This is a genomic window from Chryseobacterium sp. Marseille-Q8038 (genome assembly GCF_965111995.1).
In genome coordinates, this window is sequence record NZ_CBCOPN010000002.1 from 1468506 (window position 1) to 1487880 (window position 19375).

Annotated in this window: 18 protein-coding genes; 4 read left to right on the forward strand and 14 right to left on the reverse strand. The window is 36.5% G+C overall.

Annotation, left to right across the window (positions count from 1 at the left end; translation table 11 throughout):
* Positions 1-18: 18 nt before the first annotated feature.
* The 13 genes from ACWPWS_RS20625 to ACWPWS_RS20685 form a co-directional block, all read right to left on the reverse strand.
* The gene (locus tag ACWPWS_RS20625) at positions 19-2145 is read right to left on the reverse strand and encodes a hypothetical protein (RefSeq protein WP_454047757.1); all 2127 of its coding nucleotides are present in this window, start codon (positions 2143-2145) and stop codon (positions 19-21) included.
* Position 2146: 1 nt separating this feature from the next.
* Positions 2147-2698, reverse strand: coding sequence for an LptE family protein (locus ACWPWS_RS20630; protein WP_105684217.1), 552 nt, complete (start codon positions 2696-2698; stop codon positions 2147-2149).
* Positions 2688-3392, reverse strand: a complete 705-nt coding sequence (locus ACWPWS_RS20635) for a hypothetical protein (protein WP_454047758.1) — start codon at positions 3390-3392, stop codon at positions 2688-2690. Before ACWPWS_RS20635 ends, ACWPWS_RS20630 begins: the two co-directional genes overlap by 11 nt.
* A 13-nt stretch (positions 3393-3405) precedes the next feature.
* Complete coding sequence (locus ACWPWS_RS20640; protein WP_105684051.1) at positions 3406-4695, reverse strand: sigma-54 interaction domain-containing protein; 1290 nt, start codon at positions 4693-4695, stop codon at positions 3406-3408.
* Between the two features lie 36 nt (positions 4696-4731).
* The gene (locus ACWPWS_RS20645; protein WP_454047759.1) at positions 4732-5529 is read right to left on the reverse strand and encodes a tetratricopeptide repeat protein; all 798 of its coding nucleotides are present in this window, start codon (positions 5527-5529) and stop codon (positions 4732-4734) included.
* Positions 5501-5677 (reverse strand): hypothetical protein, encoded by a 177-nt coding sequence (locus ACWPWS_RS20650; protein WP_209786655.1) that lies wholly within the window; start codon positions 5675-5677, stop codon positions 5501-5503. Before ACWPWS_RS20650 ends, ACWPWS_RS20645 begins: the two co-directional genes overlap by 29 nt.
* Positions 5678-5777: 100 nt before the next feature.
* On the reverse strand, positions 5778-7214 hold the full coding sequence (miaB, locus tag ACWPWS_RS20655; protein WP_105684216.1) for a tRNA (N6-isopentenyl adenosine(37)-C2)-methylthiotransferase MiaB: 1437 nt from the start codon (positions 7212-7214) through the stop codon (positions 5778-5780).
* Positions 7215-7297: 83 nt separating this feature from the next.
* Positions 7298-8026, reverse strand: a complete 729-nt coding sequence (locus ACWPWS_RS20660; protein WP_209786653.1) for an energy transducer TonB — start codon at positions 8024-8026, stop codon at positions 7298-7300.
* A gap of 14 nt (positions 8027-8040) precedes the next feature.
* The gene (locus tag ACWPWS_RS20665) at positions 8041-8523 is read right to left on the reverse strand and encodes a hypothetical protein (protein WP_454047760.1); all 483 of its coding nucleotides are present in this window, start codon (positions 8521-8523) and stop codon (positions 8041-8043) included.
* A 136-nt stretch (positions 8524-8659) separates the two neighbouring features.
* On the reverse strand, positions 8660-10393 hold the full coding sequence (locus ACWPWS_RS20670) for a thiamine pyrophosphate-dependent enzyme (protein WP_209786651.1): 1734 nt from the start codon (positions 10391-10393) through the stop codon (positions 8660-8662).
* Between the two features lie 222 nt (positions 10394-10615).
* Positions 10616-11818 (reverse strand): diaminopimelate decarboxylase, encoded by a 1203-nt coding sequence (gene lysA / locus ACWPWS_RS20675; protein ID WP_209786650.1) that lies wholly within the window; start codon positions 11816-11818, stop codon positions 10616-10618.
* A gap of 261 nt (positions 11819-12079) precedes the next feature.
* Entirely contained in the window at positions 12080-13303 is a 1224-nt protein-coding gene (locus tag ACWPWS_RS20680) for a 3'-5' exonuclease (RefSeq protein WP_454047761.1), read from the reverse strand.
* 150 nt (positions 13304-13453) lie between these two features.
* Positions 13454-14980, reverse strand: a complete 1527-nt coding sequence (locus tag ACWPWS_RS20685; protein WP_105684043.1) for a helicase HerA-like domain-containing protein — start codon at positions 14978-14980, stop codon at positions 13454-13456.
* 140 nt (positions 14981-15120) lie between these two features.
* Between ACWPWS_RS20685 and ACWPWS_RS20690 the strand changes: the two genes are divergently transcribed.
* The 4 genes from ACWPWS_RS20690 to ACWPWS_RS20705 all read left to right on the forward strand — a co-directional run bounded on the left by ACWPWS_RS20690 (position 15121) and on the right by ACWPWS_RS20705 (position 18488).
* Complete coding sequence (locus ACWPWS_RS20690) at positions 15121-16182, forward strand: hypothetical protein (protein ID WP_454047762.1); 1062 nt, start codon at positions 15121-15123, stop codon at positions 16180-16182.
* Between the two features lie 201 nt (positions 16183-16383).
* Positions 16384-17793 carry an MBL fold metallo-hydrolase gene (locus tag ACWPWS_RS20695; protein ID WP_454047763.1) on the forward strand — a complete coding sequence of 470 codons (1410 nt, stop codon included), beginning with the start codon at positions 16384-16386 and terminating at the stop codon, positions 17791-17793.
* Between the two features lie 4 nt (positions 17794-17797).
* Positions 17798-18175, forward strand: coding sequence for a rhodanese-like domain-containing protein (locus ACWPWS_RS20700; RefSeq protein ID WP_454047764.1), 378 nt, complete (start codon positions 17798-17800; stop codon positions 18173-18175).
* Between the two features lie 13 nt (positions 18176-18188).
* Positions 18189-18488, forward strand: a complete 300-nt coding sequence (locus tag ACWPWS_RS20705) for a thioredoxin family protein (protein ID WP_034692844.1) — start codon at positions 18189-18191, stop codon at positions 18486-18488.
* A 133-nt stretch (positions 18489-18621) separates the two neighbouring features.
* On the opposite strand, the gene ACWPWS_RS20710 is transcribed toward ACWPWS_RS20705, so the two are convergent.
* Entirely contained in the window at positions 18622-19374 is a 753-nt protein-coding gene (locus tag ACWPWS_RS20710) for a nitrilase family protein (protein WP_454047765.1), read from the reverse strand.
* Position 19375 lies beyond the last annotated feature (1 nt).

Sequence of the window (19375 nt, forward strand, 5' to 3'; positions counted from 1 at the left end):
TCAGTACCTTTTTCTTTTTTAATTTTTACTTCTGAAGTCCTTAATATCCTTAATCTTGGATTCAAAATATTCCTTTTTCTCAGGACTCTTTTTGATTAATATTTCAAACGCTTTTATGGCCTTTGTATAGAGTTTCTGCTCAAAATAAAGATTGGCCAATGTCTCTGTCATCAAATGCGAGATATCGTCATTCTTTTCTTTTACAACATAGGTACTTTCTTCTTTTAACTGACTGATTCTAGGATTGTTTTCAATAAAGGTTTCAATAGCCTTATCTTTAATTTCCAACTTTTCCTTTTCATTTTCTTCTGTTCTGCCAATCTTAAGCCAGCTCTGCCAAGTATTGATAAAACCAGGGACATTACTGTCTATTGATGACTGAGCCATATTCTTCATAGCAACCTCTTCTGTTTTTTCTACAGGTTCTTCTTTCTTTTCCTTCTGCTTTTCTTCCACTTTAAGGGTAGAAATATCAGTTCCAAAGAATGAAACATTCATCACAGGAACATCTTCTTTTCCATTTTCTGTATCCGTTTTTTCTTCTTCAGTTGATTCAATTGATACAGAGTGATTCTCTTCATTTTCAAATACTTCCGACACTGGCAGAACTTCTTCCTGAACGGTTGCTGTAACAGTTTCGACAGGTTGCTGTTCTTCAATGATTGCTTCAGATTCTGCAACAGGAGTTGCTTCCGCTACCGGAGTTTTGATTTCAGGCGCTGATTCTTTTTCTGATTTGCTGATTAAAGAATCTGGCATATTGGATTCCAAACTCATGGGCTTCCATACAGACTGTACTTCAGGAGTTTCTTCTTCTTTTTCTTCTGTAATTTCAACCTTAGCTTCTTCTACAGGCAGTTGACTTTCAACAACTTCTTTAGGTAAGGATTCTTCTTTTGTTTCCTGAGGTTTATCCTCACTTGTTGACCAGAAATGAAAATTCTGGGTATCAGCAAAGCTAATTTCATGATCTTCAACCACTTCAGACTCTACTTCCTCCTCTTGCAGAACAGGTTTCGTCTCCTTCATTTTTTTCTCAACCTCTTCAATCAGGCGTCTCATTTCCTCCTCATGTTTATTTACATTCGGTTGGGAAATCTCAGCGGTTTCTACAGTTTCTTCATTATTTGCCTGAATTTTAACGTCCGGCATAAATGAATCTGTTCCATGGAAGCTTACTTCAGCATCAGATATTTCTATTGATGACTCTTCTTCATTACTATTTGCCTCTTCTTTTTCTGCAGAAATCTGATCTTCGTCGATAATGGTTTCTGGCGTAAAGTTTTCTCCGGCATTATCCTCTACTTCAGCTTGTATTTCTTGTTGAGCGATTTCTTCTTCAGAAACAGATATAGCTTCAATATCAGTTGATCCTGTATTTAAAGGCTCTTCCGTAACTTCTTCAATACTTTCCTCTGATGCTAAAGGAGATACTTCATGGAAACTGATATTTTCTTCTTCCTCAACCTTTTCTTCTTCTTTTTCTGAAGAAATCTGATCTTCATGAATGATCGTTTCCGGCGTAAAGTCTTCTCCTGCTTTTTCCTCTGTTTCAGTTTGCTTTTCTTCCTGCTGAATAGGCTCCTCCACCAAAGGTTCAGTCTTTTGGGTTACCAAAGTTCCTGATTCCAGAGTAGACTCAATATCTATTGTTTCAGAATTTTGCTCGTTCAGGAAGTTTTCTTCTCCTTCAAATAAAATTCTGTTTCGTTCCCCGTTTACATAAATATGTTTAATCTCCTGTGCAGTTGGTAAGACACATGCTGACTCCTGCTCTTCTGCTGGTTTTTCCACAGAACCCTCCTCTTCTCTTTTAATAGGGAAAGACTTGGCTTTCTGAACTAATTGAGCAGGTTTTTCAACTGTTTTAGAGGCTTTCTTTTCTTCAACAATCTCTGGTTTGAGCTCTTGTTTGACCTTTCCGTTGATCAACTGATACAAAATCTTCTTATCAGTAGTATATGCCGCTGTTGTGGAAAGCTCTTTCTGATAGTTTTCTTTCTCGTACAGATGGACTCCATAGAGATGAAGTGCCCTGATATTTTGAATATAAGGAAAAGTGTGAATCTCTTCTTTCAAAAGACCAAGGTCTTCGGACTGAATATTTTTCGGATTTTTTATTAATTCTAAAACTCGTGGATTCATCTTACCAATTCGCTACAATGTCGTTAAATATCTTATTAATAATTCTATCTGTTACCAGTTTTACCTGCTGGTCTTCGATCTGACTTAGTGATACATCACTGTTGAAAGCAGCTTCATCAGAATACGTTCTGTCGAAACTTGCATCCGGATGAATTTTATTTTCATAATGTACTTTTACTGTAATCGTAAGTTTATTCTGTGCTTGCTGAATCACCCCACCAGAAGGGTTTGTCTGGGTATTGGAACTGATTGTGGTAGGCGTGATCGAGTAGTCTGTAATCTCTCCTTCAATAAGAATATCAGGATTCTCTTTTGTTCCTTTCAAAGTAGTTCTCTGAAGGAATCTGTTTTGTATTGCCGTAGAAAACTGTTGCGATAATGCAGGATTTACAAGAGGTGCATTATTGGGAAATTCATTGATCTGAACAGTCTTTTCGTCTGTAAGAGACGACCCCGTAAAGCTGTAGCATGAATTTAAAACGCCCAGCAATGCAAAAAGCATTCCCGTTAACAGTGATTGTTTCAGGCTGATATTTTTAATGTTAAAATTCATTTTTAGATCCGATTTCAATAATTTCATCATACTCAATTTGTTGAATAGCGTCTTCATAAGCAAAATAGTTTGCTGTGTATAAAAATGGTAAGGTAAGAAAAATTCCTATCCCACAGGCAACAATACCAATCTGAGCTAAAATACTTACTACCAATGAGAAAAGGAAAATAGACAGGAGATTTCCTTTGGTCATTACTTTTGAAATATTCCAGGCTTCTTTTATTTCTTTAACCCCTTTAAGACTGATTAACGGGATGATATAAAAGCCCTTCAATACGAAGTAATATATTGCTGCAATTAATAAGAATATATAAGGAAACACGAAAAGAGCAACCATTGGGTTAGGTTCATTACGCTCTGATATTGCTCCTGATATACCCAATACCGCAAATAAAGGAATGTAAAGCAATAACACACCACCAAAAATAATTAACTGCAACATAAAATAAGGCATGAAATCTTTAAAATCAAAGATATCTCCCGGGCTTGCCGGCTGATTTCTATTTAATCTCTGAAGATATTTGTATAAATTACCCATTGCCAACAGTCCGCAAAACGGAATAATCGACATGATAAAGCATAGTAAAAATGCTACAAAAATATTTCCGAAATCTTTCTTTAAAAGTTCGAAACCTTTGTTAATATATTCTCCGAGTTTAAAATTGATCGGCTTGGGTGTTAAATTTACTTTCATTATCTATGTTGTGTTAATCTTCCAGGTTATATTGTTTTATTTTTCTGTATAAAGTTCTTTGTGAGATTCCCAGCTCATCTGCCGCTCTGTTTCTACGTCCTTTATGCTTTTCCAAAGCTTTGATAATCAAATCTTTTTCATTATTCTGAAGCGAAAGTGATTCCGGTCTGTTTTCTTCAATTTCGATGTCTTCAATATCTTCATAGCTGTCATCAGGAGTCGAAATGATCGTAGGAGTCTGAACGGTCGGTGTATCGTTATTATTTTCAAAATACAACAATGATCCGGAATTCACCTGGGGCTGACTTTCGGGGGTATAAATCCTGTTAATAAGGTTTTTCTCATGATTACTAAGATCTGCTGTTCCTCTGTTTTTGATCAATTCCGAAGTTAAGGATTTTAAATCATTAATATCATTCCTCATATCGAATAGAATTTTATACATGATTTCCCTTTCACTTCCGAAATCGCTCTGCTTTGGAGTACTTTGAGTATTGACTACCATGGGAAGATGGGTTTCCATAGGAATATACTCGGCCAGTTTCTCAGCGGTAATATTTCTGTTCCTTTCCACAACAGTCATCTGTTCTACTAAGTTTCTTAGCTGACGGATGTTACCTGGAAAAGAATAACTTTCAATGTAATGAACAGCGCTTGGTTCCAGTTCAAGCTCCGGCATTCTGTATTTTTCTGCAAAATCTATTGCAAACTTTCTGAATAATAAATGGATATCACCTTTCCTTTCTCTCAAAGGCGGCATATCAATCTGAACGGTATTCAAACGGTAATATAAATCCTCACGGAACCTTCCGTCATGGATGGCTTTCATCATATTAACGTTGGTAGCGGCCACAATTCTTACGTTCGTTTTCTGAACCTGTGAAGAACCTACTTTCATAAATTCACCACTCTCAAGCACTCTTAAAAGACGAACCTGAGTCTGCAGCGGAAGCTCTCCTACCTCATCTAAAAAGATCGTTCCGCCATCTGCTACTTCAAAATATCCTTTTCTTGTAGCTGTAGCTCCTGTAAAAGCTCCTTTTTCGTGTCCGAACAATTCAGAATCTATGGTTCCTTCCGGAATTGCACCACAGTTTACCACAATATAAGGCTGATGTTTTCTTTTTGATTCTGAATGAATGATTTTCGGAATAAATTCTTTACCTACACCACTTTCTCCAATGACCAGCACAGAAATATCTGTAGGTGCCACCTGTATAGATTTTTCCAGGGCCCGGTTGAGTGCAGGAAAGTTTCCGATAATTCCGAAACGGTTTTTTATGTTTTGTAGCTCGTTGCTCATAAGTAAATTTTTGATTATTGATTTAATGTTAATCTTCTACAGTTCTTTAATCTGTTTTCTGTAGACTTTGTTAAAATGATGAGTGTAGACATCTTTCATGGTCTTTCCTTCATCATACGTTTGCAGGGCTAACATTTTTAAATCCAAATAATCTTTGTTTCTGATCTTAGAAACTTTACTTTTAAAGTATATGTTCTCGGCAAAGTTGTATTCTTTGCTTTGTTTTTCAAAATTTCCCAGGGCTTTGTCATACCTTCCCAGCTCGAAATAGGTCACTCCCAGCTGGTAATGATCAAACATTCCCTTCACATAACCTCTGGTAGCCAGAAGCCTTTCTATAATCCCCGCTGCTTTTCCTTTTTGTCCTAATGCACTGTAGGACACAGCGCTTACTACATCCAGATTATAGTGTCCGTTCTGAGATCTCCCTAAGTCTCCGGGCTCATATTTTTTTAACGCATCTAAATCCTGAATAGCTCCTTTATAGTCTCTTAAAAACTGAAACTTAGCCCAGCCTCTATAGCCAAGGTGCATTTTGGGGTCTAAAGCAACCGCTTTATCCATTAAAATTTTCCAGGTAACAAAATCTCCGTTTTTAAGATATGGAACGGCTTTTTCCATATAGGAACGGGAGAAATCGGGGTACAGTTCAATCGCTTTATCAAAGCCTTCCTGCGATGCTGCATATCCTTGTAAATCTGAAGCCCAGTTGTATAACCCACACGCTTTTTTGCAGTTCTCACCCTCTACTGCATTACAGTTGACCTGTGCAATAGTATTGGTGTAAACGATAAGTAACAAAAAGCTAAGGTAATACCTCTGAAACTTTTCCATTTTCAATTTTATAGGTTAAATACTGATAGTAATCTACTTTTAAACCTTTTATCTCTTTCGGCATCGAGCCATCGAGTGATTTTGTAAACTGCAGTACTTTATTTTCCAATTCTTCATCCAGTACAGAATCTTTCAGATCCGGGCTCATATGCTGTAATCTGAACAGTCCTGTCTTTCCTTCACAATTTACTAAAAATATTACGGTAATATAACCGCTGATCTTCTTTTCAGAATATATATTTCTTATATTATTCCGCTGTTCTCCCTAAAAGTGTGCCTTGTGTGTTGTCATATACAAAAACATCCACAATGTCACCTATTTTCTGTCCTTCAAGCTGATCGAATACACATACTGCATTCTGAGAGTTTCTTCCTTTCCATTGATTTTTGTTCTTTTTGGAAATTCCCTCAATCAGAATTTGATGGATTCTTCCAACATAAGATTTCATTCTTTGTTTTGAAAGTTCACCCTGAAGCGCAATAACCTCGGCAAGACGTCTCTGTTTCACATCAGCAGGAATATTGTCTTCCATTTTCTTGTGAGCCGGAGTTCCAGGCCTTTCTGAGTAGGCAAACATATAACCGTAATCATATTCTACTTCTCTCATCAGGCTTAAAGTATCCTGGTGATCTTCTTCTGTTTCATTACAGAATCCAATGATCATATCCTGAGAAAAGGATACATCAGGAACAATTTCTTTCGCTTTTTTAATCAGATCCAGATATTCTTCACGGGTATGCTGTCTGTTCATTGCTTCAAGCATGTTATTGCTTCCGCTTTGTACAGGAAGGTGTACATATTTACAGATATTGTCATGTTTTGCCATCATTCTGAATACATCCAGACTCATATCCTGCGGATTTGAAGTAGAGAATCTGATTCTCATTTCCGGAACAGCTTTAGCAACCAAATCAAGAAGTTGAGCAAAGTTTACAGCTGTTGCTTTCTGCATTTCAGATGCTTTGGCAAAATCTTTTTTAGGACCTCCTCCGTACCAAAGGTAAGAGTCTACGTTTTGTCCTAAAAGGGTAATTTCTTTGTATCCGTTGTTGGCAAGATCTTTACATTCTTCTATAATGGAGTGAGGATCACGGCTTCTTTCTCTTCCTCTGGTAAAAGGAACTACACAGAATGTACACATGTTATCACAACCTCTGGTAATGGTAACAAAAGCAGTAACACCGTTTCCGCCTAAACGAACGGGATTGATATCGGCATAGGTTTCTTCTTTGGAAAGGATTACATTAATTGCATCTCTTCCATCATCAGTCTCTTTTAAAAGATTTGGCAAATCTCTATAGGCATCTGGCCCTACAACAAGATCCACCAATTGTTCTTCTTCTAAGAATTTGGTTTTTAGTCTTTCCGCCATACATCCCAAAACACCTACCGTCATATTCGGTCTTTCTTTTTTGAGGTTTTTGAACTGGGAAAGACGCATTCTTACGGTCTGTTCTGCTTTTTCACGGATGGAACAGGTATTTAAAAGAATCAGGTCGGCTTCTTCTACCTTCATTGTTGTATTGTATCCCTGTTCATTAAGGATGGATGCAACAATTTCAGAGTCAGAGAAGTTCATCTGACAACCATAGCTTTCTAAAAATAGTTTTTTAGAGTTCTCCGGTCTTTCTGCAATAGCAAAAGCTTCGCCCTGTTTTGTTTCGTCTATATATTTTTCCTGCACGATAATCAATTTAAGGTTCGCAATTTTTAATTACGAAGAAATAAGTCTGCAAAGATACAAAATATTGTGACAGAATGTCAGGATTATCTTTCAGTAAATGTTATTGAAAATTGTACCGGAAATGAAATCCTCTCAACGATAGGAATATCTTTATAGAAAGCTGGTATCCAGATCTTTTTTATCCTTGCAAGAGTTCGCATAAAATCAATATTGAAATTTTTATTATCAACTTCAGGATAAATTCTGGGATTAGTAATACGGCCGTCTTTATTGATATAAAACTCCAAATTTACTTTTCCGTTAAGCTGATAATCGGAAAAAATCGTCATAAAATTATCATGAAATAAGGTATGAAAAGCTTTCGATCCTTCAGGATATTTGGTATGCGCTACAAATTTATTGGCATCATAACCAGGCTGATAATTGCTCATCAGATCCTTTGGATATAAAATAAATTCGGTAATAGCTCCTATTTTCCATCCTTTTGCTTCGGCAGGCTTCCATTTTTTAAGATTTTTAAGAACTTCTCTGGAAAGATCATATGCACATTTGTTCCTTGCAATATTAGCAGTATCCTGATCTTTAATAAATTTAACTTCAGCTTTTTCTGTTACAATAATTCGGGGTTGATAAATTTCCTTATCACTACATTCTTTAAAGTTATTCTTGACAAGATATTCATGAACATCTTTATAAAAATTAACGATTCCTCCTTCATAAAAGCTTTGTTTTTCTGGGTATTCATCAAGTATCTGTGCCTTACAAATAGATACAAAAACCAGAAAAAACATAATAAATTTTGTTTTCATCATTGTATTTAAATTATTTAATCTATATCAACTGAAACAGAAGAAAAGTTCATTTTAACTTTAATCTGTGAAGCCACAGGCTGTCCATTACACGACGCTGGAGTCCAGTTTTTCTTTATTCTTCTTACGACATACTGCATGTCATCAAAAAAAACTTCACTGTTCTGAACTTTAGGCATTCCCTTTACATCAACAACTTTTCCTTTTTCATCAAGAACTAGAGTAAATGTAAAGTCGCCAGTAAGCGCATAAAAATCCGAATTGAGATAAGCATACATATATTTGTTCAGAATGTCTTTATAGGCCGCAACGCCTCCTTCGTAAGCTGCAGGTTTAAAATCATTGCATTTTACAGCAACCTGCATAAAAGGTTCTTTGATATCTATTTTTAAAAGGTTTTTATTACTTTCCCTGATAAATGAATCATCTCGTTCTTCCTGATCCTGTGCCAATGAAAAATTCGCTGCACATAAGGCCAAAAATAAAAGTATCGTTCTCATAATTTTGTTTCCTAATAATAAACAAAGGTAAATATTTAGCCCATTTATAAAAAAGAAAAACTTCACACAAAGTATGAAGTTTTTAAACATGAACACTGCAGGTTCAGGATATATTTGAAATGATCACACTATAATTTTATAGCAGACCTTTGATGTGTTTATAATTCGTTTTCACCGTTTCAAAAACCTCATCCATTTTACCGCCAAGCATCAGCTGGGCCATAGACTTGGTCATTCCCATAATCTGGTCAAACTCAATTTTAGGAGGAAGAGCCAATGCATTAGGATTGGTAAAAATATTCAGAAGATAAGGACCGTTGTGATCCAGACATTCTTTGATGGCACTTTCCACATCTTCCGGCAGGTGTACATTTTTTCCGGGATAACCCATCGCATGGGCTACCATCGCAAAATCCGGATTAATCATGTCTGTTTCATTATCAGGCATTCCTCCCACTTCCATTTCCAGCTTTACCATTCCCAGGGTTCTGTTGTTGAATACAATCAGTTTTACTGGCAATTTATATTGAAAGATAGTCGCCATATCTCCTAATAACATGGATAATCCTCCATCTCCACACATAGCAATAACCTGCTTTTCAGGATGAGCCAGGGCAGCACCAATGGCCATAGGCATTGCATTCGCCATTGATCCATGATTAAATGATCCCAGCATTTTCCTTTCCCCTGTTCCTGTAATAAATCTGGCTCCCCAAACACAGCACATTCCGGTATCTACCGTAAAAATAGCATCATGTTTAGCAAGTTTGTCTAGAGTATGTGCCACATATTCCGGCTGAATAGCATTCTCTTTCCCAAAATCTTTCACATACTCCAATTGGTTTTCTTTTACTTTATCGTAAAATGCCAGCTGCTCATTCAGAAAATGAACATCTGTCTTTTCTTGCAGTAATGGCAGTAATGCTTTAATTGTTTCTTTAACATCTCCTGCAAGCCCCAGCTCCAGCTTTGCCCTTCGTCCTAATCTTTCAGGGCTTTCATCAATCTGCACTATTTTATTTTTTACAGGCATGAATTTTTGATACGGAAAATCCGTTCCCAAAAGAATCACGAGGTCAGCTTCATGCATGGCGTGATAAGCTGAAGGAAATCCTAATAATCCCGTAAGTCCCACTTCATTAGGGTTATTCGGCTGGATGGCCATTTTCCCACGAAATGAATATCCTACAGGGGCTTTCAACAGGTTAGACAATGCTATCACCTCATCACGGGCTTCAGCAGCACCTATTCCACAATAGACTGTTACTTTTTTACTATTGTTTATGAGTGTTGATAAGCTTTTTAACTCAGTATCCGAAGGCCTTATTACAGGATTGGTTTTAAAGATTTGAGTTGAAGTAGATCCTTCTTCGGCATCCAGTTCGGAAACATCTCCCGGAAGACCTATCACAGCAACTCCTTTTTTGGAAATCGCATGTTGAATAGCCGTTTGAACGGTTCTCTGCACCTGCTCCGGACGGGTAATCATCTGATTGTAGTAGCTGCAGTCATCAAAAAGTTTTATGGTATTGGTTTCCTGAAAGTAATCCATTCCCATTTCATCACTGGGAATGGTGGAAGCAATCACCAACATTGGAACATGAGAGCGATGTGCTTCGTAAACTCCATTGATCAGATGAACATGCCCAGGACCACAACTTCCGGCACATACGGCCAACCCATCAAGCTCTGCTTCTGCCGCCGCAGCATACGCTCCTACTTCTTCGTGTCTTACATGAATCCATTGGATACTGCTTTTTTTAACAGCAATATTCAGATGATTAAGACTATCACCGGTTACTGCATAAATTCTTTTCACATTGGCATTTTCGAGCATTTCAACAATTTGCTCAGCGATGTTTTTTGCCATAATTACTCTATTTTGGTGGTTGTTTTTTTGGTGAAAAATAGTAATTGAGAAGGACAATCGTCATCCTATCCCTATCAAATTTAGCTAATTAAATTGAAATTCCCCCGTTATTACCATGTTAAAACTTTGTGAATTTATAATGAAACTTTACAGACTGGATGTTTACTTTAAAACAAAACAGCCACCCAAAAAAGGTGGCTGTTTATATAATATGTTTCAGATTTACATCACTACTTCGATCTGATTTCTCAACAGATCTTCAAATTCGTCTCTCTTACGGATAAGGTGTGCTTTTCCATCCAAGAACAACACTTCAGCAGGCTTTAATCTTGAATTGAAGTTTGAACTCATTTCAAAACCATAAGCTCCTGCATTATGGAAAGCAAGGACATCTCCTTCTCTTACTTCATTAAGTTTTCTGTCCCATGCAAAAGTATCTGTTTCGCAGATATTTCCTACTACAGTATAAATTCTTTCCGCTCCTTTTGGATTGGACAGGTTTTCAATCATATGGTAAGAATCGTAGAACATCGGACGGATCAGGTGGTTGAATCCTGAGTTTACTCCCACGAAAACAGTAGCTGTTGTTTGCTTAATCACATTAGCTTTAACCAATAAATATCCGCTTTTTCCTACTAAGAATTTTCCGGGTTCAAACCATAGCTCGAATTTTTTCCCTGTAGATTTTGAAAACTCAGAAATTACTTTTTCTACTTTTTTACCTAATGTTCTCACATCAGTTTCTTCTTCACTGTCCTGATAAGGGATTTTGAAGCCGCTTCCCATATCCAGATATTTCAGGTTCGGGAAGTGCTCAGAAAGCTCCAGCATGATTTCCAAAGCCTGTAGAAATACATCCGGATCTTTGATCTCGCTTCCTGTATGCATGTGAAGTCCTTCAACATTCAGGTTTGTACTTTTCATCACTCTTTCAATGTGACGAACCTGGTGAATAGAAATACCGAACTTACTGTCGATATGTCCTGTTGAAATTTTATAGTTACCTCCGGCAAAAATATGCGGGTTGATTCTTACTAAAATAGGATAGGTATTTCCGTACTTATTCCCGAATTGCTCAAGAATAGAAATGTTATCAATGTTTATATGAACTCCAAAAGTCATTGCTTCCTCAATTTCAGCCAAGTCAACACAATTGGGAGTAAACAAAATCTTCTCTTTCGAAAATCCTGCCTTTAATCCAAGTTTAACTTCGTTAATCGATACACAATCCAAAGAAGCGCCCAGGTTCTTGACATACTTAAGAATATTGATGTTCGTCAAAGCCTTCGCTGCGTAGAAAAACTTCGTATGTTTTAAGAAAGAAGATGTAAGTTTTTCGTATTGAACTTTGATGGACTCAGCATCATAAACATACACCGGGGTGCCAAACTCAGTGGCAATCTTTAATAATTCTTTTGAATTCATAATTTCATTTTAACATAAAAAAAGGCAGATTCTTTCAAAAAAGAGTCTGCCGCATTGATTATTTTTTATGCAAGACAACTCTTTTAAATATTCCAAACCTTAGAGAACCTTACAGCTCCCTTTTTTCCAGTTTTAATTTGTTTAAAATTTTGCATTGCTACTATTTATTTTTTGCAAAAATACTATTTATTTTTTATTTTACGAAAATTGATTTGAAAAGCATCTTCTTTCATATCAACTTATAAAGTGTTAATTCCTATATCATTTCGGTAAAGGCAGAGTTTCAAAATCGCTTCGAAGCAGTGCCAGCTGCAATTCATTATTCAAATCCGTGGAGGATAATGGAAGGTCAATTTTTAACTTAGCAAGCTTACTTAAGGTTTGAATTTGTGTAAAAAGTTCATAGAAACCAAAGGAAACTACTTTTCCGTTTTCTATGATTAAAAATAATTTTTCACCCAATTTTCTTCCTTGTCCCAGCCAAAGTTCATTTCTTTTTCTGAATTCAATTTTCTGTTTCAAAGCAGAAAAATCTTTAAATTCTTCCTGAGAACCGATAAACTGAACCGCTTTGCTTCCTTGGGTAAATGATCTGAATTTTAAGACTGGTTTTTCAGTTTTATTGAGTGTATTTTTTTCAACTATATATTTATTATTCCTGAAATAGAGTCCGAAAGGCAGAACTTCTTTCTTTTTAATATTCTTAGAATTCAGAATCAGCTTGGCAATAGTGTCTGTTCCGGTAAGCTCAAAATTAATCTGTTCCACCTCTTTCTGGATCTGTTCCCATTTTTTTGATTTGGAATTGAATACTTTTTTGGAAAATTTATTGATATCCTGAACATAATCCGAGAACATAATCCGTCCGGATTCATCCTGAAAATAGACAAAACCTTTATCATTAGGAAGATCCTGGGTAAGTTCTTTGATCTTATTGATATAGGTTTTTGCGTTGGACTCATCATGCTGTTTCTGAATGATCTCATTTTCGGTATCCTTCGAAATCAGAAGTTTAAAAAGCTCTAACGTTGCTCTGGCATCACCTTCTGCCCTGTGGTGGTTTGTCAAAGGAATTCCCAAAGACTTCACCAATTTTCCCAACGAATAACTTACCTCATCAGGGATCAGTTTCTTCGCCAATGGAATTGTATCTAATGTATTGATTTTGAAATCATAGCCAAGCCTTTTGAATGACTGACGCAGCATTCTGTAATCAAAATCAATATTATGCCCTACCAACGTTGTATTTTGAGTTATTTCGATAACTCTTTTGGCAATTTCATGAAATTTTGGGGCAGTTTTGACCATTTTCGGGGTAATACTGGTCAGCTTCTGTACAAAAGGAGTAATATCACCTTCAGGATTTACCAGAGATATAAACTGATCAGTAATTTTCTGACCATCATATCTGTATATGGCGATATCTATAATGCATTCATTTCTATAACCTGCACCATTACTTTCTATATCTATAATTGAATACATTTAATATTAACTGCTGTTTTTTTTGTCATTTATATGTAAAACCGGCGTCTTTTTCCCGATAAAATCCGGCTCTATTTTTTCTTGTTAAGCAAAGATAACCTGCTAAAATAACAAAAAATATGTTAAAATATAACAGATTATTCTTCAAAATTATCTTCTTCTGCCTCCCAGACCAAACATTCCGAGAATAGCTTTTGCTCCTTCTCTCATTAATGTACTGGTAAAAGTACGGCCTGCTTTACTCTGCAATACCTGTTCAAACATTCCCGGCTCTTCTTTTACCGGTCTGGTCTTTTGTGTAGGAGCTGGATTCTGTGCAGCCTGTTCCATTCTGTTAGTTAGCATTTCATAAGCAGATTCTCTGTCAACGGCCTGCTCATATTTTGCAACGAGAGCTGATTTTGAAGTCAGATCAGAGACTTCTGCTCCACTCAAAACATCCATTCTTGATTCCGGAGAGATCAGGTAAGTATGCACTAATGGGGTAGGAATTCCTTTTTCATCCAGAGCCGTCACAAATGCTTCTCCAATTCCCAAATTCTGAATCAGACTGGAAGCATTGTAATATTCTGTAGTAGGATAATTTTCGACAGCTTTGGTAATTTCTTTTTTATCTTTTGCGGTAAAACCTCTTAAAGCATGCTGTATCTTCAATCCTAATTGGGAAAGTACATTTTCAGGAACATCACCAGGAATCTGAGTAATAAAATAAATTCCTACTCCTTTGGAACGGATGAGTTTTACCATTGTTTCAATCTGTGAAAGAAGGGCTTTGGAAGCTTCATCAAAAATCAGGTGGGCTTCGTCTATGAATAATACCAACTTTGGTTTACCACTATCTCCTTCTTCCGGAAACGTCATATAAATTTCCGCAAAAAGCGAAAGCATGAATGTTGAGAAAAGCTGTGGCTTGTTCTGAATATCTGCTACTCTTAAAATATTAACTACTCCTTTTCCGTCTCTTGTTTCCAGTAAGTCATGAACATCAAAACTTAGTTCACCGAAGAATCCTGCTGCTCCCTGTTGTTCCAGGGCAACAATAGATCTTAAAATCGCTCCAAGAGATGATGGCGCAATAGATCCGTAATTGGCTGCAAGCTCAGCTTTTCCTTGTGCATTATCCGTCACATACTGAAGTACTTTCTTCAGATCATTAAGATCAATCAATGGAAGGCCTTTATCATCACAATATTTGAAGACAATAGACATGATGCTTTGCTGCGTATCATTAAGCTCAAGGATTTTGCTGAGTAAAACAGGTCCAAATTCTGTAACCGTAGCTCTCAGTTTCACTCCTTCTCCTCCGGAAATGCTCATCAGTTCCACCGGAAAGCCTTGTGGGTTATAAGGAAGCTGTGTTTTACCATATCTTTCCTCAATGATAGCATTCATCTGGCCGGCTTCTGCAATCCCGGAGAAATCTCCTTTAATATCAAGAACCAAAGAGGGAATTCCTGCATGGGAAAGCTGTTCTGCAAATACCTGTAATGTTTTTGTCTTTCCTGTTCCCGTAGCGCCGGCAATAAGACCATGGCGGTTAATCGTTTTTAGGGGAATGGTTACGTTGACTTCTGTGACCACTTCTCCATCCAGCATTCCTTTTCCTAATATTATATGCTCTCCTTTCGGAGTGTATCTAGCGTTGAGTTCTTCAATAAATTGTGTTTTGTCTGCCATTTGATCGCTTTTTTAACTTATAAATATAAAATTTTTTGTAAAAGTCTGAGTAATTAAAGTAATATTATATGATTAAATTTTGTTCTAAGTTCATTAAATTTACTACTCACTTAGCCATGACAACAACATATATACCACATATGATTTCATTTAAGAAAATTACATTCGTTATTCTTTCTATTTTTTCCACATTATTTTTTTCTCAAAAAAGAAATGAACCTGTCAATTTACAGTTAAAAGGAGATTATACCCATACATCTACTTCAGTAGTCTTCCCAACTTTATGGTCTGGTTTTCAAAGAGAAACGATCACCTCTTATGATATACAGAATAAACACGTTGTAGTAAGCTATGTACAGCAAAACAGTAAAAAAAGCAAAACGGTTCTTACTTTATATCTCTATCCTAAAAAATCAGTTGACAATCAGCTATTGAGGGATGAATTTGCTGTATATGAAACGGTTCTTAATCAGAATTCTAATAAAAGTGTAGACCTCAAACCTATGTTTGGAAGTTCATCCAATGATAAAGTAAAAGTACATTATCTCTATTCAATATTTGATCATGCCATGGGTGAACGTGATTTTTTTAAAGGAGTAAAATATACGGATAAGAAATCTCTCCTCGCCATTTATGAATGTGGAGGATGGGGCTTTAAAATAAGGGGTTCAAGTGATAATATGACTTCTGATCAACTGGCAGAACTCAAAAATAAAACAGAAGTCTATTTCGGATTATTGGACATTGCATCTAAAAAATCTCTTCCCATCAGCAATACTCCAGATATTATTTTATCTCCCGTTATCAAAAGGGATTCTATGATGATTAATTCTGTAGTTGCTGCAGCTGATGCAAAAATAGAATGGCTGGGTAAAAATTCAGAAAAAAAAGAACTTTTGACTGGGTTCAATGATATGAATATTGAATCTGAGCTATATTCCATACAGAAAATGATAGAATTCTATAAAGTTCATGAAAAAGATTGGCCCATGCATGCAGACACTAAGAAATATTTTGATGAAATGATCAGGATTGCAGACCATGGGAAGATTAAAGATTATCTCTATGACAAATACAACAGGCTGATTCAATATGATGAAGGAGAAGCTAAAAAAGAAGAATATCTTCAATTCAAAACTGATAAAAACATCACGGAAAATACCAATGAAATTTTTTATAAATTATACTATATCATTGAGTAAAGGAATTATGCTTCAAAAGCTAAACATGATATAAAACAGCATTTCCCAATTGTCTTTATGTAAGGCATTCTTTTTGCTGAAAAACATCTTACGTTAAACATCCGTTTAACAAAGTATTGAAAGAAACTATCAATGGGATTTAACATTTCATTTAGAATTTATCTAATACTTTGTATCTTTAACTCATTAAAAAAAGACCCAATGAAAATTGAACAAATATATACGGGCTGTCTGGCTCAGGGTGCCTATTATATTGTATCAGAGAATGAAGCTGCCATTATTGATCCTTTAAGAGAAGTAAAACCTTACCTGGATCGTCTGGAAAAAGACAATGTCACTTTAAAATATATTTTTGAAACTCACTTCCATGCTGATTTCGTATCAGGCCATCTGGATTTAAGTAAAAAAACAGGTGCTCCGATTGTATATGGACCTACAGCCGCTCCGGAATTTGAAGCCATTATTGCAGAGGATAATCAGATTTTTGAAATTGGAAAAATAAAAATAAAGGTAATGCACACTCCTGGGCACACTATGGAAAGCAGCACTTACCTTTTAGTAGACGAAAATGGTGTTGAAACTGCGATCTTTACAGGTGACACTTTATTTTTAGGAGATGTTGGAAGGCCAGATCTTGCGCAGAAGGCAACAAATCTTACTCAGGAAGACCTTGCAGGAATTCTCTACGACAGTCTTCAGAACAAAATCATGCCATTGGATGACAGCATTACGGTTTATCCTGCTCACGGTGCCGGATCTGCCTGTGGAAAAAATATGCAGAAGGAAACGGTAGATATTTTAGGAAACCAAAAGAAGACGAACTACGCTCTTAATCAACCAGATAAAGAGTCTTTTATCAGAGAAGTACTTGACGGTTTGACCGCTCCACCGAAATATTTCGGAATGAATGTCGCTTTAAATAAAGGCGGTTATGAAAGCCTGGATGTTGTAATGAACAAAGGGATGCAACCTGTTGCTCCGCAAGATTTCGAAGCATTGGCAGAAGAAACGGGAGCATTAATTTTAGATACCAGAGGAGCTGCAGATTTCCATAAAGGATTTGTCCCTAACTCTATCAACATAGGTCTGAAAGGAGATTTTGCACCATGGGTAGGAACGCTTATTGTGGATGTAAAACACCCTTTATTATTGGTAACTGATGAAGGTACCGAAGAGGAAGTAATCACCAGACTGAGCAGAGTAGGCTTTGATAATGTAATAGGATATCTGAAAGGCAGTTTTGAAGCCTGGAAAAATGCAGGTAATGAAATTGACGAGATCAAAAGAATCACTCCAGCCGAATTCGCAGAACAGTTTACAGAAGACTCTACAGTAGTGGATGTAAGAAAACTGACTGAATATTCTGCCGAGCATATTAACAATGCTTACAACAAGCCATTGGATACCATCAGTGACTGGGCTCGTACGATTGATGATTCTGAACATTTCTTTCTGCACTGTGCCGGGGGATACAGAAGCATGATCGCAGCAAGCATCCTTAACTCACACGGAATCAGAAACTTTACTGAAATAGAAGGAGGTTTTAACGGCATCAAAAAGACGGAAAAATTCCCGACTACAGATTTTGTCTGCCAATCCAAAACATCGTAAGATCATGAAGATACGGTTTTTTGGACTTGTTTTAGTAATGGCTTTTACGCTAAGTGCCTGTAAAACAAATCATACAACTGTCACCCCCAAAGCAAACATCAAAGAAATGGTCAACAGTTCTGATGTTACCTTGGTGGATGTCAGAATTCCAGAACAGTATTCAGCAGGAACGGCAAAAAATGCCATCAATATTCCATTAGCGGAGATTCAAAGCAATATAGAAACCCTGAAGGGCAAAAAAGTTGTTGTGTTCTGCAATAAAGGAGTTCAGGCAGATCAGGCTATGGAAATACTGAAGAAAAATGGAGTTGAAGCCTATGATGGTACAAGCTGGAAAAATGTAAAAGCGATCCAGGACGAAACAAACAAAAAAGTAAACTAATAAAACCCAAACTATGTCACAAAAATTTCAGGAAATTATTGACTCTGAAAGACCGGTACTTATTGACTTTTTCGCAACATGGTGCCAACCTTGTAAAGTACAGTCTTCGGTATTAAATACGGTAAAGGAAAATATTGGTGAAGGAGCCAGAATCATAAAGGTAGATGTAGACCAATATCCCGCACTAGCAGCTCAATACGGAGTGCGTGGAGTCCCTACACTGGCCATTTTCAAAAAAGGAGAAATGCTGTGGAAGGAAAGTGGTGTTCATGATGTGAATACCCTCACACAACTTTTACAAGAATATGCTTAAAACTGTGATTTTTCACAGTTTTTGCTTTTTATAATTCCCACAGATCGCACAGATTTCCACAGATAATTATGTTTATTTTTCTTTATATAGAAATTAAAAATCTGTGAAGACCTGAGAAATCTGTGGTAAAATCCTAAAATTCAATAGAAAAGGAATCTCTATCATTCAAAAACTGGAAATGCTTTCTAAAATCGTTCAATTCTTCCATATATAGTTCTGCAGATACAAGATTTCCCTGTTTCTGAGAAATTTCTTTTCCATCCGCAAAGAAGCAGTGAGAGCTCTCCTGATAAAAGAGGTTATTCCCATCCGTTCCTATTCTATTTAAACCAAATACGAAAGATAAATTTTCAATGGCTCTGGCTTTTAACAAATGTTCCCACGCTCCTACTCTTTTCTCCGGCCAGTTTGCAACATATAAAACAGCATCATAATCATCATTATTTCTCGCAAAAACAGGAAAACGCAGATCATAGCAGACCTGAAGCAGAAAACGTATCCCTTTATATTCAACGATTACCCTTTCTTTCCCTGGGGTATAAACTTTATCTTCACCCGAAAAGGAAAACAAATGCCTTTTGTCATAGAAAGCCGTTTCACCATCCGGTTGTATAAAATACATTCTGTTGTAAAAATTTCCGTTTTGCTCTACGGGAGCACTTCCACAGAATGCGGCATTTTTTTCTTTTGACATTCTTTTCAAAAACTCCAGGGATTCATTATTCCGATCCGAAACTTCAGAAGCATCCATACAGAAACCCGTTGAAAACATTTCAGGAAGGAGAAACAGATCTGCTTCCACATTTTGCAGTTCGTTTTCTATGAGTTTAAAATTGTCAGTTTTATTTTTCCAGATGATATCTAAATTAAGCCCTACAACTTTCATC